Origin of the sequence: Vibrio sp. 2304, assembly GCF_033339475.1 — a bacterium.
Classification (GTDB): Bacteria; Pseudomonadota; Gammaproteobacteria; order Enterobacterales; family Vibrionaceae; genus Vibrio; species Vibrio alginolyticus.
In genome coordinates, this window is sequence record NZ_JAWOUQ010000003.1 from 316,223 (window position 1) to 332,616 (window position 16,394).

Annotated in this window: 14 protein-coding genes and 1 pseudogene; 8 read left to right on the forward strand and 7 right to left on the reverse strand. The window is 47.4% G+C overall.

Translation table 11 applies throughout. From position 1 onward, the window contains the following. Positions 1–19 precede the first annotated feature (19 nt). Entirely contained in the window at positions 20–1,168 is a 1,149-nt protein-coding gene (locus tag R7P64_RS08615) for a PLP-dependent aminotransferase family protein (RefSeq protein ID WP_017819834.1), read from the forward strand. A gap of 410 nt (positions 1,169–1,578) precedes the next feature. Continuing rightward, positions 1,579–2,607, forward strand: coding sequence for a hypothetical protein (locus R7P64_RS08620; RefSeq protein WP_053349297.1), 1,029 nt, complete (start codon positions 1,579–1,581; stop codon positions 2,605–2,607). A gap of 79 nt (positions 2,608–2,686) precedes the next feature. Here the strand turns inward: R7P64_RS08620 and R7P64_RS08625 are convergent, their stop codons facing one another. Beyond that, a complete protein-coding gene (locus R7P64_RS08625) occupies positions 2,687–3,013 on the reverse strand; it encodes a DUF4156 domain-containing protein (protein ID WP_167416172.1) in 327 nt (108 codons plus the stop codon). 224 nt (positions 3,014–3,237) lie between these two features. Between R7P64_RS08625 and R7P64_RS08630 the strand changes: the two genes are divergently transcribed. Further along, positions 3,238–3,948, forward strand: a complete 711-nt coding sequence (locus tag R7P64_RS08630) for a biotin/lipoate A/B protein ligase family protein (protein WP_005373753.1) — start codon at positions 3,238–3,240, stop codon at positions 3,946–3,948. 59 nt (positions 3,949–4,007) lie between these two features. Here the strand turns inward: R7P64_RS08630 and R7P64_RS24840 are convergent. Next, positions 4,008–4,085 (reverse strand): annotated as a pseudogene (locus tag R7P64_RS24840) (VOC family protein); the annotation flags it as partial. A 148-nt stretch (positions 4,086–4,233) separates the two neighbouring features. Here R7P64_RS24840 and R7P64_RS08635 point away from each other — a divergent pair. Further along, a complete protein-coding gene (locus R7P64_RS08635) occupies positions 4,234–5,802 on the forward strand; it encodes a DEAD/DEAH box helicase (protein WP_213871445.1) in 1,569 nt (522 codons plus the stop codon). Positions 5,803–5,908: 106 nt separating this feature from the next. Here the strand turns inward: R7P64_RS08635 and R7P64_RS08640 are convergent, their stop codons facing one another. Next, entirely contained in the window at positions 5,909–8,788 is a 2,880-nt protein-coding gene (locus R7P64_RS08640; protein WP_318123387.1) for an MGH1-like glycoside hydrolase domain-containing protein, read from the reverse strand. Between the two features lie 220 nt (positions 8,789–9,008). On the opposite strand from R7P64_RS08640, the gene R7P64_RS08645 reads away from it, so the two are divergent. Continuing rightward, a complete protein-coding gene (locus R7P64_RS08645; RefSeq protein ID WP_069494270.1) occupies positions 9,009–9,920 on the forward strand; it encodes a LysR family transcriptional regulator in 912 nt (303 codons plus the stop codon). On the opposite strand, the gene R7P64_RS08650 is transcribed toward R7P64_RS08645, so the two are convergent. Next, positions 9,873–10,808 (reverse strand): LysR family transcriptional regulator, encoded by a 936-nt coding sequence (locus R7P64_RS08650; RefSeq protein ID WP_213906697.1) that lies wholly within the window; start codon positions 10,806–10,808, stop codon positions 9,873–9,875. The genes R7P64_RS08645 and R7P64_RS08650 overlap by 48 nt on opposite strands. A gap of 198 nt (positions 10,809–11,006) precedes the next feature. Between R7P64_RS08650 and grxB the strand changes: the two genes are divergently transcribed. Then, positions 11,007–11,636: a glutaredoxin 2 gene (gene grxB, locus R7P64_RS08655; protein WP_137282799.1), complete on the forward strand. Its 630-nt coding sequence runs from the start codon at positions 11,007–11,009 to the stop codon at positions 11,634–11,636. Positions 11,637–11,646: 10 nt separating this feature from the next. Next, a complete protein-coding gene (locus tag R7P64_RS08660; RefSeq protein ID WP_047008063.1) occupies positions 11,647–12,771 on the forward strand; it encodes an alkene reductase in 1,125 nt (374 codons plus the stop codon). 83 nt (positions 12,772–12,854) lie between these two features. On the opposite strand, the gene R7P64_RS08665 is transcribed toward R7P64_RS08660, so the two are convergent. The 3 genes from R7P64_RS08665 to R7P64_RS08675 are packed head-to-tail and all read right to left on the reverse strand — an operon-like array spanning position 12,855 to position 15,232. Then, positions 12,855–13,913, reverse strand: coding sequence for a zinc-binding dehydrogenase (locus R7P64_RS08665; RefSeq protein WP_017633585.1), 1,059 nt, complete (start codon positions 13,911–13,913; stop codon positions 12,855–12,857). Positions 13,914–13,917: 4 nt separating this feature from the next. Continuing rightward, a complete protein-coding gene (locus tag R7P64_RS08670) occupies positions 13,918–14,430 on the reverse strand; it encodes a 2,4'-dihydroxyacetophenone dioxygenase family protein (protein WP_318123388.1) in 513 nt (170 codons plus the stop codon). Between the two features lie 40 nt (positions 14,431–14,470). After that, positions 14,471–15,232 (reverse strand): SDR family NAD(P)-dependent oxidoreductase, encoded by a 762-nt coding sequence (locus R7P64_RS08675; RefSeq protein WP_054576147.1) that lies wholly within the window; start codon positions 15,230–15,232, stop codon positions 14,471–14,473. Between the two features lie 131 nt (positions 15,233–15,363). On the opposite strand from R7P64_RS08675, the gene R7P64_RS08680 reads away from it, so the two are divergent. Then, positions 15,364–16,386 carry an AraC family transcriptional regulator gene (locus tag R7P64_RS08680; RefSeq protein ID WP_318123390.1) on the forward strand — a complete coding sequence of 341 codons (1,023 nt, stop codon included), beginning with the start codon at positions 15,364–15,366 and terminating at the stop codon, positions 16,384–16,386. The last annotated feature ends 8 nt before the right edge of the window (positions 16,387–16,394 follow it).

Here is a 16,394-nt window from a genome sequence, read left to right on the forward strand (position 1 = left end):
ATTACGAGAAGCACAGCACATGGAAATCGCACAGTCATTACAACAAACTAAGTCATCCTACATCCGAGAAATCCTCGCAGCAGCGAGCGATAAGAACGTCATTTCTCTTGCAGGTGGCTTACCGGACGAAAAAACCTTCCCGATCGACTTAATGAAACCGACGCTCGAAAACCTCGCGAATATGCCAGAGGTGTTTCAATATGGCGCAACAGCAGGCTACGCCCCGCTACTTAACTTTTTGACCGATTATTACCAGCTGCCAGAATCTCATTTGGCGATGATCACAACTGGCTCTCAGCAAGGGCTAGATTTGATTGCGCGTGCGTACGTGAATCCGGGCGATAAAGTGGTGATGGAAGCACCAAGCTACCTTGGTGCTATGCAAGTATTCGGTCTAGTGCAAGCCAACATCGTGACTGTTTCACAAACCGAGTGTGGTCCAAACCTTGAAGAACTTGAACAATGCTTTGCTACACAGCAACCGAAAATGTTCTATGCTGTGCCCGATTTTCACAACCCAACGGGCGTATGCTGGGCGCTAGAGACTCGCCAAAAAGTTGCCGAGCTTTGTATACAATACGACGTGGCATTCATTGAAGACGCACCATACCGCGAGCTGCGTTTTTCTGGTGAAGCGCTTCCACTGGTTTCGGACTTCTGCCCACAGCACTCCATCGTATTGCGCTCTTTCTCCAAAATAGCTTCACCGGGCTTGCGTATTGGTGTAGTTACGGGCAAAAGCAGCTACCTTGAGCCACTTATCAAAATTAAACAAGGTGCCGATCTGCACTCTAGTATTCCTATGCAAGCTTTGCTGCATGGCCTGCTCCAACATGACAACTTCGAAACGCACATTTCAACCATCTGTGCGCTTTACAAATCACGTTACGATGTCATGTTTGCTGAACTGCAAAAACAGCTGCCAGAAAGTTGCGTACTCAAACCCGTCGATGGTGGTATGTTCGTTTGGGTCGAAATTCCAGAATGCGACACCTTCGAACTGGCGAAAAACCTTCTCGCAAACTGGGTTGCTGTAGTGCCGAGCCCGGTCTTTTATCCAGAAGGTTCAAAGGTAAAAGCCGCTCTGCGTCTTAACTTTACCAATGCCACGCCAGAAGAACTAACGACGGCTGTCTCTCGACTCGCGGATGTCCTCAACACGTTGTAATTGAGCGCGAGTGTAAGAACCTGCCTTTGAGATTCAAAAAAAGTCTCAAAGGCAGCATCAAAAAAGTTCCCCAAAAAATTTATATTTTTCCTTCAAATCAACTCTCTATAGTAAGTACCTGTTTTCTCTTGAACCTCTCACTCATATAAAAATGAGAACTCAATCACGTATTTGATGGTTAGAAAAGTTACGTCTATCTTTCAGTCAAAGACATCAACTTCGCAGCGTTAATGCTCCCAATTTCAGACACTTTATCAATCGTGGCTTAGCGGTTGATAAACGACTAAAAAAGCATCTGTGGGCATACCCACTACGAAGGGTTGACCAGAACCATTCTGAATGTCGCGAGCCAATCTTTTGATTGGCAATTACGTCAGTGAATCGCACCAAATGACAGAGGGGTTATCAGGATGAATACTCGAATCACGACAGGACTTGTCACCATCGGCTGGTCCGTTACACTTTCACTTTTTACCGCATTCGCCGCATATGCCAATACGTCGCCAAACTGTAGTGACGTATTAGCGGGCAACACAACCGCCGCATCGCAAAAAATGATGGTTTTATTGGGCGAAGACATCACCAAATCCAACCGTATCACTACGGTGATTCCTGCCGAAAACAATCCATTTGTGACCGAAGAACTGGTTTCGGTTTCTAACGACGTATCGCCAAACGGTCGTCTTTCACAAAAGAGTTTGGACGAGATTCGGAAAGTCCGCTCAAATCTAGAGAAAGCAGCACAGGAAGTAAGCCGATTACAGGGCACTTTTGAAGTGGCTTTCATCAGTTTGATTGATGGTTACTGCCAATTTTCTAATCATAAACGTACTCAACATGCCAAAATCGACTTTGACCATTTGGAAGGCCTCACTTTGTATTCAATCCCCGCTTTAATAGCAATGGTCGATCAGTCGTACTCCATGGCAAAGAATCGAATCGCTAATGAGCAGAAACAGTTAAGCGACATTGAAAAAGAGAAACAGCGGCAGAAACAACAAGCAACCGCGGCAGCAGCCGCTCGTTACCAAGACGGTAACGTACTCGTAAGAGTCGAGAACTTTGATGGCGCTAATGTGACATTTTCCGTTACTAACATTGGATCACAAGGATCATTACAACCAAATTTCAACACGTTTAATGCCTATCGCACCGAAAGTGGAGAATTAATCTACAAGTCAGAATCTTTATTACACCTGGCGGATACTGCAGGTAACACACTTGAAACAATGGGTATCGCTGAGCTCTCATCACAAGGTGGAAGTGACATATCGATCTCTCCTGGAGAAACCCGAAAATTCGTTACTAGCATTGCTTCAGAAGTCGCGCCACATACGCAGTTGAGCTTAGAGTTTCCAGCCAAAGTGCTTAATACTGAGCGAGACTTTACATTGTCGTTTTCTGATACATCAGCGGTGGCGACAGCAAACGTCAATTAACGCAAGGTAGCCAGTATTTGTAGAGCGCATCAAAGACAGGCGAGCAGCGCCTGTCTTTCAATTATGATCAAGCCAATAGCTACTGTTTGCACTTGTAAGCATTTGCAAACATCGTCACTGACGTAGAAAAGCTCAACGGTTGATATAAGTACAAGGTATCTGCGCCTAAATCTGCCGCCTTGATGCGCATTTGGTTTAGCGTCCCCCAAACCATGTCTTTATCTGCATGAAGCCAGTAGTCGTAAAAGTGTCCTTCTGAGCCGATCACGGTACCCATTAGTTCACAGTTTTCAATCGCCTTCACATTGCCCCAAAGCACCTGTACTTGCTCAGATTCTTGAGTTGGGAACGTCACACATCCCGTTAATGATGCCGCTAACGCGAGAGTCATCACTCGCTTTTTCATACTTATATCGCCAAAATTTTTCATAGATGGCAGATTTTATGAATGGCTGATGTGATGACTAGCAAAAACTTTTTATCGCGTGTTCAAGTAGAATTAATGGACAACGGAAAAGATCCAAAAGGTGATCATGCAGCTAGCGAGCAAAAGCCTAATCACTCAGACCTAGCAATAAAGCTGTATCTGAGATACAACAGTAACGATTAAATAGCCGCGAGGGATAGAGTTTGGTTGCTAAAAATAAGCTAATTCGCTACACAGCTACGGAAGTCGCTGATGCATTTGACAAAGAAGATGAGCTCATTAAACAAGTTCAGTCCAACCAACTCTCGCAAGTGCTATTGCTTTGGCAAGTAAAAAGTCCAACGCTCGTGCTTCCCGCGGGTAAGAAATGGCCAGTGTCTAATGAGTTAGAACATGCGTTAAATACGTCTGGCTGGAAGCTCTTTTCTCGTAAAACCGGTGGTGCCCCAGTCCCTCAGGTGCCAGGTATTATCAATCTATCCCACATTTACCACTGGCCAGAAGGCGAGCCTTACAACATCAAAAAAGCGTATCTCGATTTATGTGCGATATTAACGGTTTTCTTTAAACAGCTCGGCGTGAAAGTGGATGTTCATGCTACGCCTTATTCCTACTGCGATGGCGAGTACAACCTCAACATTGGCGGGCAAAAAGTCGTGGGAACCGCGCAGCGTGTTTTACTTAAAAAAGGCGGCGGACAAGTGGTATTGTCACAAGCATGCATTCTGATTGATGCCGACGTCGAGAAGATTGTCGAACCAGTACGAATGTGTAATCAGCTTTGCGGTCACAGCGATGATATTCGTGGTGATGTCCACACACCGCTCTTCCATCATGTATCCGACCGCCCATCGGTAGATTCGCTCTTTCAGCAATTGACGAGTGCGTTTTTAACGCATGCAAAAGCGGAGTAATGAAAGGAGCAAGCCTCCCCCACACTCCGAACAGCATTTGATAAACTAAAACTGCATACCGTGATAGCGATGTAAGAATGGGCATCGCCAACGTAAAACCATTCAATCGATCGACCAAACCAGTTATCAGTTTTGCCTGCCAAAAAGAAATGAGATCCAGTTCAAATATTTATCCATGACGGAATTAGTTGAAGCCTGGGCGTAAAAGCCTCAGAATGTCGCACTTTTCGCACCGATTTGTTTTCGGCGCGTTGTTATCTAACTCTACAATTGAGAATCATACATATGGGTTTTACCTCGTTAGGTCTATCTGCTCCAATCCTTAAAGCTATTCAAGAGAAAGGCTACGACACCCCTTCGCCAATTCAGGCAAAAGCAATTCCTGCTATTTTGGAAGGGAAAGACGTAATGGCAGCAGCGCAGACTGGTACAGGTAAAACTGCAGGCTTTACGCTACCGATTCTTGAGCGTTTATCGAACGGCCCTCGCGTTCGTGCTAACCAAGTTCGTGCACTTATCCTGACGCCAACGCGTGAACTTGCGGCTCAGGTGCAAGAAAACGTGTTTATGTACGGCCGTCACCTTCCACTAAGCAGTGCGGTTGTTTTTGGTGGTGTGAAGATCAACCCGCAAATGCTGCGTCTTCGCAAAGGTGCGGATGTGTTGGTCGCGACACCAGGGCGCCTGATGGATTTGTACAACCAAAATGCAGTGAAGTTCGACCAACTAGAAGTTCTGGTACTGGATGAAGCAGACCGTATGTTGGATATGGGCTTTATCCGTGACATTCGTAAGATCCTAGCTCTGCTACCAAAACAACGTCAGAACCTACTGTTCTCGGCGACTTTCTCGGATGAAATCCGCGATCTTGCGAAAGGCTTGGTGAACAACCCGGTTGAGATTTCAGTCAATCCGGCTAACTCGACGGCGAGAACGGTTGAGCAAAGCATCTACCCAGCAGACGTGAAGAAGAAAGCACCGATGTTGGTTAAATTGATCAAAGACGGCGATTGGAAGCAAGTGCTGGTGTTTACGAAAACGAAACACGGCGCAAACCGTCTGGCGAAGTTCCTTATAGAACAAAATCTACCTGCTGCTGCCATCCACGGTAACAAGAGCCAAGGCGCGCGTACCAAAGCACTGGCGGATTTTAAATCGGGTGAAATTCGTGTGTTGGTCGCGACGGACATTGCTGCGCGCGGTATCGATATTCCGCAATTACCGCAAGTGGTGAACTTTGAGCTACCGAAAGTGGCAGAAGACTACGTTCACCGTATTGGTCGTACTGGCCGCGCGGGCGAAGTAGGTAAAGCGATTTCACTGGTGTGTGCGCTAGAAGCATCTGAGTTGTTTGCGATTGAACGTTTGATTCAAGAAGTACTACCACGTAAAGAGTTGGAAGGTTTTGCGCCAACCAATGTGGTGCCAGAATCTAAACTGGATACGCGCCCAATCAAACCGAAAAAACCTAAGAAGCCGAAAAAACCAAAAGCGCCAAATGCTGCGGGCGAAAACGCTCCGGCAACCGAAAAGAAAGCAGGCAATGGTGCAAACAAACCTAAACGTCGCTTCAACGGTGGTAACAACGGCAACAAAAACAGCACCAACCAGGGCGGTGCGGGCAAGCCTAAAGGCAACCGTGAAGGCCAAGGTCGTGCAAACAGTAAACCAGATGACCGTAAACCTAACGGCAACAAACCAAATAGCAATAAACCGAGTGGAAATAAACCAAACGGTAATAAGAGTGGCAACGCTGGTAAACCGTCTGGTAACCGCAAGCCAAACAATGCTAAGCCTGCAGGAAACAAACCGTCAGGTCAGCGCCGTAAACCTCGTCCGCAGGCTGCAAACTAATCTGTAAACGGCCACCGATAGCAAATACAACAAAGCCGCTGATAATCTCAGCGGCTTTGTCTTTCTTAGAACACAGTTTTCTAGAACACTGCTTTGTTAAAACAGCCTACATTAAAGGTGTGATTCGAATATCTGCGATTTGCGCTTCGTTTTTTTCACCCTCAATACCACCAGCGTAAATGTAGGTTTCATTCGATTTGAGGTAACTCATATTGAAGTGGTCCTTCAACGCGATCTGATAGGTTTTTCCCTGCTCCAACGTCACTTCTATTGGCGTTGAGTAACGCATACCTTGGTTTTCACCAATATGGCCCATCTGCAAGTAACCTTGATCAACCACTTTACCTGCATCATCCAATACCTCTAACAGTTTCACGGTGTTCGTGATGCCAGTATTAAGTTGCCCTAGGTTATTGTTGTACCAAGCATCAAACTGGTAAGTGCCCGTTACAGGGGCTGTAAACGACTCTGAACCTTTTACAACGCCACTCTCTTTGCTCACCGTAACCACTGAGATATTGTCTTTGAGTGGCTGATATTCGCCATCAAGTTTGATGCGGATCTCTTCACCGACACAAACTGGTTGGCTTGGGTTAGAACGGAAGCCTTTATCGTTAATGCTTTCAGCCAAATAACAAGCAAAACCTGTTGGCGTATCGGAATAAGATTGAGCAATCACGTTCTTTTGAATCAGCTCGCCATTGCGATACAAGTTCACGTTGTACTTGCTCGTCACGTCAATCGAAACCGAATTATCAACGCTTTTTACCACCAATGTTGGCTCTTGCGGAGAATATACGCGGCTATCTTCACTCACATACGGTTTCACCCCAGAAACTAAAGTAATGCTACTATCTACATTCACAAGCGCGCCCAGTGTCACGTGGAAATGCCCCTCTTCGTCCATCGTGACATTTTCAACTGGGTAGTAACCTGTTTCATCTTTGCTTACTTCAGGCAAGTCAATCGTTACCGAGTAGTTCTTTCCTTTGAAGGCAAAGTTTTCCAACGTGATTTGTTCAGACTGAGCCAACAAATTATTGCGCACCCAACTTGTGATAAATGGCTTCACTTCCAACTTACCTGTTTCGGTATGGATGCCGAATAGGGTCTCTACCACCATGTTCAAGTAGCCACCCACAGACCAAAGCTGACGCTGAGAGTTAATCACTGGGCCATCCAAGCTCGGATCTTCGCCATGATCACTATGGATGATGAATGACTTACCAGAAAGCCACTCTAAGTTTTCCATGTTGGATAAATTAGTTGCCGTACCACGAACCAACGATTGAATGGCATTGTTCACTGCTGCCACGTTTTGTGTTTGATGCGCGGCGCGCAAGCTGTACGCGGTAACAAATGGCCAAATTGCGCGGTTATGGTACACAGGCACGTCCGGTTGCTGAGGGAAGTAAACCGGCACGCCAAACTCACTGTGTGGGTAATTGGCCATGATTTGTTTCGCCTGCGCATCACTTGCCACACCACTGATGATCGCAAGTGCTTCGCCCAACATGTCATATTTGTCGACCGCAATGTCTTTGCCATTGTCAAACAAATAACTTACGTACATACCGCGTTCGGCATTCCAAAACTGCTCGTTGATAGCGGTTTTTAGCTGTGCAGCCCAATCGGTGTATTTGACCGCGTTGGTTGAATCGTACTTCTCTGCCAACTTAGCCGCGAGCTGAATCGCGCGGTAGTGAACCACGTTTGTCGATAACGCTTTGCTGCTACCAATCGTATTGACATCGTTTGGCGTCCACGTTGAATACGTTTGCTCACGCCAATCGAGGAATGATTGCTCACCAGTGTATAAACCGGATTTCGCATCAAAAGCCGCCAGGCGATCGGCTTCAAGTGTATTGCTGATCGCTTTGTAAGCGCGCTCAGCAAATTGGTTGTACTCTTCCCCATCCAATGCCGAAAGTAAGCGTTCTGCACCAAGCGCCCAAGTCGTGCGGTCGGTACTAATTGGCCAGCTACCGCCCGTGCCCGTATCTTGCACAATCTGCTCGCCATCGTATTGCTGATCGGTCGTATCGCGGAAAGCGGACAATTTGAAATTCAAACCATTTTGCACGCGAGTTGGATTCATCAATGCAAGCGAAAGGTCTGCTGCGTACGCCAAATCACGCGTCCATACATAATGCCACTTCGCGCCCGTCTCAAAAACTTCCGCTTTGATTGGGTTGTTGTAGTTGTAATTGCCGTCTTTGATTTCAGAAACGGCAAGCTGGTCTAGCTCTTTCATCGTCAACGCAAACAACGCATCAAACGCGACATCGCCCGACACCACTCGCGGCCCTGTTTGTTCATTAATCACTAAGCCTTGGTCGAGCGCATCACGCAATTCTGTCGTCGTTGAAATACCAAATTCACGCAGCTCAGCTTTAGGATCTTTCACCGAGAAAATCACGGTATCACTCGAGTCATCGTAATTGGCGAACAGTTTCACTTCTTTATTCTGATGCCCTTCATGCACCATTGCAGGGTCGAGAATCGCATCAGAGTAGTATTTTTCCGCTTCTTCTTGCGTTGCTTTCGTCACAGTCATTGTCGCACGACTTTCATCGGCAAAGCTCACAGAAAACTTGTAATACCCTTTGTCTTCAAACGTGATCTCAGAGTTGCAATCATCGTTCATACACGCTTCATTCGTGTCTGGTTTTGGTAGGTACTCCTGAGCTTTATCGAACGCCGCGGGCTCCTCAAAATAGGTGTATTGGATCTGCCAACCCGGATCAGCAATCTTGAACTGATTGCTACCTCGAGCGACGCGCAGTACGGTTTCGTACTCGTTATTACCCAAATAGTTTAGCTTGACATGCTCTGCCGTGCCCCAATCCCCATTTAAACCACGTAAATATAAGTCGGCTGAAATAATTGGTTTGTCGACCGGCACAGGCGCATCAGAAGAATCTGATCCACATCCAGCAAGACCAATACAAGACGCGACAGCAAGCGCAATAAAACTCGGTTTCATGTTCATCCCTTAGATTGTTGTTTTGGCGACAGTCTAAAGAACACCTTTTTGAGGGGAAAATAGGAAGTCAGGAGCGAGCTATAGATAACATCTATACGTCAGACTCCAACAGTGATGTAGATCTATGAAATGCGCATAATTTCAATCAAATGAGATTACAGATTTGTGATTTATAAATGAAATTGTGCAAAATACCCCTCATTCTTAGAGGGGAAAGAAAATGGACAAATCTCTGCAGCAATTTTTACTGGTTGCACGCTGCCAAAGCATCAGCGCTGCGGCAAGAATGGCAGGGTTAAGCCAGCCAACGGTAACAAGCAATTTAAAGAAGCTGGAAGAGAATCTCGGCGTGACGCTGTTTGAACGTCACCCTAATGGCATGGTGTTGACCGAATACGGACGCATCCTCTATCGCCATAGCAACGCGATGCAGCATGAATACAACCAAATGATGCAAAGCATTGATGAACGGAAACAATACCAAGTCGGAAAAATTAAAATGGGTACTGGCGATGCGTGGTGGCCGCTGTTCGTCAAACAAGCACTCAATGAACATCTGACCAAGCAGCCTTCGGCATCTACGCACGTCGAATTTGGCAACCACTTAGGCTTGATGGATTCATTAATCAACGAACAGATTGAATTCTTCATCGGCCACGAGATTGTCGGCTTGTCGTCTAAATGCGATGTTACGTTTATTCCGCTATTTCAAACGGTTGATGCCTATTTTGTTTCCCCAAACCACCCACTGCTAGGGAAAACCGTCACCGAAGATATGCTGCACGAATACCCCGCTCTTTCGGTCACTTATGACGCTAAGAAATTCGCTCACGTCATCGATAACCCAATCCCGAAGCAAAATGAACGCGAAAGGCAGCAACTGGATGACAGACCGACTTACGAAGTGGATTCTCTGCTCGCCAGTATTGATGTACTGAAAGAAAGCGTCGCGGTGATGTCTTATACCGGCCACCTCAAACCGTATTTGGAATCCTTTGGCTTACGATGCTTAACCATGGAAAACGAACCAAACCCTGGCACCGTCGGGATTTATCGCCACCGCCGAGAAACCTCTGAATCGCATCTAGATCTGATTGCTGGCATCACTCAGCGCGCTAAATTGCTCAACTAGAAAGTCCAAAAACAGGCGAACTCTTTTCGGTTGATATTGGCGGCTTTGATAAATGACATGTAGATCCGCTTCAGCGCCTTGCGAAAAGGCGCTGAAGTTTTTCATATACCCATCCAAAACCGTTACTAAACGTTGTTTTTTGAGGTCTTGCTGAATATCTAAAATCGATTTCAATGCAATCCCCGCACCGTCCAACGCCCATTGTCGAATCACTTCACCATCATCAGAAAATCGCTTTGGCGTGACCGTGATCGTTTGGTGAGACTCTTCATCTTTAAAGTGCCACGTTTTTAATTCTTCATTGCTGCGCACCATCGCTAAGCAGCGATGATCCGCGAGATCTTGTGGGCAGTTTGGGACACCTTGCTTCGACAAATAATCAGGTGACGCACACAGCACACGTTGACTCGATGCCAGCTTGCGCGAGATGAGATTACTGTCCGCTAACTCACCGTAACGAATCACTAAATCGAGCCCCGATTCAGCCAAGTTCGATAAATTGTCATTAAGATAAAGATAAGGCGTCACATCCGGATATTGCTCAGAAAAAGCCGACACCATCGGCGAAATAATTTGTTTGCCAATATCTCGTGGAGCTGAAATTTTCAACGTTCCGCGCACTTCCGAAATACCCGTTTGCAGTAAGTTTTCCGTCTCTTTCACGCTATCAATGATGTTCAGACAAGCTTGATGGTACATTGCCCCTGCGTCCGTGAGTGATACGTGGCGTGTGCTTCGGTTGAGCAGCTTTACGCCATAGCGTTCTTCTATCGCTTGCAGCCTTGCCGTTACCGTCGCCGGAGACAAACCTAACTCCCTTCCCGCCGCTGCCAGACCTTGATGTTTAACGATGGCGACAAACAACGTCATATCCGAAAACTTATCCACCTTCGCGCCCTTATTATTTGGAAAAACTGAATAATCAATTCAGATATAACCCAATTATCAAATTAAGTCGAATCCATATACTGACCCTATCGACATTGTTTAGACCCAGAACGTTATGTGACAGGGCAAAGTTAAACGCCGTAACGCTGTTCAACGCACAACAACACGCCCTGCCCAGCCAAGAGATAGGAAACAAAAATGAAACTGTACATTTATGAACATTGCCCCTTTAGCGCCCGCGTCCGTTTTGTTGCAGGCATGCTGAATATTCAGCTCGATGTCATCAACATTGCTTATGACGACGAGAGCACCACCACAAACCTCATCGGCGCAAAACAAGTTCCTCTTTTGATCAAAGACGATGGTGAAGCCATGGCGGAAAGCTTAGACATCATCAACTACTTCCTTGAATTGGCATCTTCCAATGAAAGCAGCCAACCCTCAGCACCGGTTTTAGACTGGCAAAAACAAGCGTTTTTACCGCTACAAAAAGTCGGGTATCCGCGTTGGTCAAACATGACGTTACCGGAATTTGCAACAGAAACCGCTAAACAAGCATGGCGTGCAAAAAAAGAAACCGAAGCGTTAAATTTTGAAGCCTTGATTAACGATACACCTGCGATTGCGAAAGAAGTCGCCGCTTTGATAGAACAAACCAAACCCTTGCTCAACCTAAGTTCAGAAAAGCAAACGTCACTGGTTGATCAGGCCATTATGTTCTCCATTCTACGCGGTTTTTTCAGTGCGCCCGAAGTGCAATGGGATCCAGCCGTACTTCACTGGATGGCAACCGCTCGTAAAGCGACCAACGTGCCAGTACTTATCTGAGGAGCGCAACATGAAACAAAGAACAAATAAGCTGTTTGAACCAGCTCAACTGAAAGCGTTGTCACTACAAAACCGTATTGTCATGGCACCAATGACTCGCGCACGCACCACTCAGCCGGGCAACATCCCAAATGAGATGATGGCAACGTATTATCAACAGCGCGCTTCTGCCGGGCTGATCATTTCCGAAGCCACGCAAATTTCGGACGATTCTCAAGGCTATTCGTTCACCCCTGGCGTTTACACCGATGCGCAAGTGGCGGGCTGGCAGGGTGTGACTCAAGCGGTCAAATCACAAGGCTCAGCGATGTTTTGTCAGCTATGGCATGTGGGCAGAGTGTCTCACCCAACATTCCAAAATGGTGAACAGCCTATCGCACCATCTGCGCTCGCTCCGGTAGAGACGCAAGTTTGGATTGCAGATGAACAAGGCAACGGCAATATGGTCGATTGTGTTGAGCCTCGCGCCATGACACAAGCGGATATCAACCGAGTTGTCGGTGATTTCGCGAACGCAGCCAAACGCGCCATTGAATCGGGTTTTGATGGTGTAGAAATCCACGGCGGGAATGGGTATCTGATCGATCAGTTCTTAAGAACCAACTCAAACCATCGAATAGACAACTACGGCGGTTCACGAGAAAATCGTATCCGTTTTCTTATCGAAGTAGTGGATGCAGTTATCGCCGCTATTGGTGCGCATCGAGTTGGGGTGAGATTGGCACCATTCATTACGTTTAAAGATATGGACTGCCCAGATATCGTGCAAACGATCTTAGAGGCATCAAAACAGCTACAGGAGCGCGACATTGCCTACTTGCACTTGTCCGAGGCCGATTGGGCCGATGCACCAACGATTCCTGAGACGTTTCGAATCGAACTTAGAAAGCGCTTTCGCAACGCTATTATTGTTGCCGGTCGCTACGATCCTCAACGAGCAAACGAAGTATTAGAGAAAGGCTACGCGGATCTTGTCGCATTCGGACGGCCATTCGTAGCAAACCCAGACTTAGTCTCTCGCTTGCAACATCACCATCCGTTGGCAGAACTCGATGGCTCAACGTTGTTTGGCGGAAACGAACGAGGCTACACCGATTACCCTGCTCTGCAACAGGAATACGCAGAACAGGCCTAACAAAAAAAGCCCCAACCTAGCTGCTACGGTTGGGGCTGTCACCAAACTAAAATTGGTTTTAGCTAGCTTAATCTGGCTAAGAGTTAAATCACTTCTAACGCGCCGCTGCGCCAAGGTTCGATAACGACTTTGATGTGATCATTTGGCGTCATTAACTTTGTAAATGCGTCTTCGACACCATCGATTCCCACTTTGGCGGTGAGCATTTTCTGCCAAGGCAACTTATGTTCGGCAATCGCTTGTAGGCATTGCTCAAACTCGTGCGGTTGGTAGTAGTAAGAGAATCTCAAATCGAGCTCTTTTACCGTCGCGTACGCGTAGTTGATGATTGCAGGTGTAGTATGGATACCCGAGATGACGATTCGCGCTCGGGCAGGAGCACGGCGCAGAAAATCGTCAATCAAGGTATGCTTGCCCACACACTCATAAATGACCAGACGTGAGTTCATCGCGTACTGCTCACCAACGGCGATCTCGTCTTCCTTGGTCGGGTTGATCAATCGATTTGCGCCAAACTCACTAGCAAGTTGCAGTTTCTCTTCCTGAAGATCGACCGCAAGAATATTGCTCACGCTACGTTGTTTCAGTGCAGCAATCACCGCCAGCCCTATAGGGCCGCAACCGACAACCAGCGCGGTTTCTTCCGTTTCGATTTCACTGCGATTGACCGCGTGCAAACCGACCGCCAGCGGCTCGGTTAACGCCGCCGCCTCAGACGGCATTTCGTCTGGGACAGGCAGCAATAACGCTTCATCAAGCAGGAAGTACTCAGAGTAAGCACCATAAGTACCCGGAGTAACACCAACGCCTGCGCCATTTTGACTGAGCAACATCGGCACAGAGGTGACTCGGCTACCAACGGACAACGTTTGCTGCGTACCGGCACCGTATTCGACAATTTCCGCACAGAACTCGTGCCCTAACATCACTTGAGCGTGCTCACCGGATTCATCAGGTATCAACCCGAGCTGGTGGAATACATCAAATACCTCATCCGCGTGTCGAGTAATGTGAAGGTCGGAGCCACAAATGCCACAGGCAAGGCTGCGAACCAACACTTGTCCCGCTTCGGGTTGAGGGATTTCGACTTGCTGCAGGCGGACTCGGCCATCCTGCATTACAATACTGTTCATCTGTTGCATGGGGTTACTCCGCTAGCTCATCGCTTAGGCCAGCAATCGCACCCGGTTTGATGTAGCGCGCGGTGAAGCCTTGTGCTTTCGCTGTTGCAATAACAACTTGCTCAATCCAACCCGCATCCATGATGTTGATGAAGTTACCATCTTCGTCAAAGTTAATGTTTGCACCTTGGATCACCATAAATCCGTCGGCACCGCCTGAGCTTTCAGGGCAGTGGAAGGTATGAATCGAACCGCCCGGCTCATATGAGTAGCTACCAGCGGTTTGGACTTGGTCTGGATACTCGATGTAGTGCCAAGCGCCGCTCAGGGTATAGAAGTGCACCACACCAGTGTGGTAGTGCTTAGGCAGAGTGATACCCGGTTTGAATTTGGCGCGAACCACCCAAGTACCATTTTCTGGGTCTAGAAACAACGGGTAAACATCAACACCCGGTAGCGCGTCTTTGATGATCGACTCTTCATTGGTATTAAGAGTTAATAGGAAATCTTGATGCTGAATAACTTCTGGTAATGACATAACTTACATCCTCGCTATTGCTGTAATGTGGCGTACTCGCCTATCCCATAAGTGGGTACTTAAAATTCTCGAAACCGTCAGATGCGCTGATGGTGCAGCCGTTGATACAGTTGGCTTTCTCGCTGACCAGAAACGCCACCACATCAGCAATCTCTTCTGGTTGTGTGAAGTTTTGACGCATCTGTTCTTTGCGGATGTGGTCCCACAGGCCAATCTCTTCGTATTGCCTTAACATCGGAGTATCAACGCGTCCCGGAGCGACAGCGCAAACACGAATACCCAATGGTGCGAGTTCTAATGCGGCGCATTTGGTCATCATATCGACTGCGGCTTTACTGACGTTGTAGGTAAAGGTCATCTCAGACGCCATTCGTGCGTAAACAGAAGAAGTATTGAGGATCACGCCCGGCGTGCCTTGTGCTTGGAATTGTCGCCCAGCGGCGAGAATGCCGTAGTAGACACCATTTTGGTTGACCTTTGAGATCGGCTCAAAATCGGCAATTGGGTCGTGGTCAAGCAGAGGTTTCGGCGCGCCAATGCCTGCGTTGTTAACCATGATGTCAAGCGAGCCAAACTGTTCAACCGCGTACTTCACCATAGCTTCAACTTGTTGGTAATCGGTGACGTCCGCGACAAAGGTTCCCAACTGCTTTGGGTCAAAACTTGTGTACATTTGCAGTGATTGTTCTGAAATATCGACAGCAAGCACTTTGGCTCCTTGCTCTCTCAGCTTTGCAATGATGGCTTGGCCAATTCCACCAGCTGCCCCAGTCACAATGGCCGTTTTATTGATAAGTTCCATACACCTTCTCATCCACGCGTTGTTGTTATCAAAATGTAACCTAGATCAACTCACTGACACTCACTTGACCTTTTGCGAAGTAAATTTGATACATTGCGATTTACAACCTGTTAACATTTACAAATCGAGACATGTATATCGTACGAAGTGGCGCTGCCGATAAATTTGATAGCTTGGTTTCCGAACTGGGGCAGAATCCGGTTGAGATTATGGCTGCCGTCGGGCTGTCTGCGGCGCAGTTTCGCAATCCCGATACGTATCTCGCCTACCCTAGGCTGGCTGAATTGCTGGAGGAAGCGGCTGCTCGTTGTCAGCAACCGCTGTTTGGCGTGTTGCTCGCCGAGCGTCAAAACCTACAGAGCTTGGGAGACTTGCCAATGCTGGTTTCCCGGGCGCAAACGGTCGGTGAAGCCTTGGCGCGGGTGAATGATTATCTCTATCTGCATTCGTCAGGGGTCACTCTCAACATGACGCCACAAGATGATTGGGTACGGTTGTCGCTCAATATTGATGTGCACAGCGAACGAGGTATCGCGCAGTTGATGCAGCTCAGTGTGTCGCATCTGGCGATGTTTGTTGCTAGCTTACTTGATATTGAAGCAAGTCACTTCGCGCTACATTTGACTCAACACGCAACATTGGAAGTAGAAAAAAGCAAGTTTGCCCAGCAGAACAAACTGCGTTTCGGTGATAAGTTTGACGGTATCCTACTTAAAGCGACTCTGCTTAACGCTAAGAACCACCAAGATGAAGACGCACTAGAGCGCCATTTTCAACAGCACCTCAAAGAGCTGCAAACCCGTTACCCCAACAATCTCAGTGACCAAGCAGCAAACATGATTGGCCGTCTGCTCTCAACCGGAGAATGCAGCGTTGAGCGCGTTGCAAGAGCATTGGACCTGCATCCGAGAATGCTGCAAAACAAGCTGAAACAACAGGGCACAAATTATCGGCAGCTTTTACAACAAGTGCGTCAGGATTTCGCCGAACAGCGATTGCATGAGAATATTCAGAGTATTACCGATATCGCGTTGCAACTGGGCTATGCAGAAACTGCGGTCTTCAGCCGCCACTTTCGCCGTTGGACGGGGAAATCGCCGAGACAATGGCGACAAGAAAAAACTCAGTTACAAACGTTTAAGCCCATCAGATAAAAGCATAA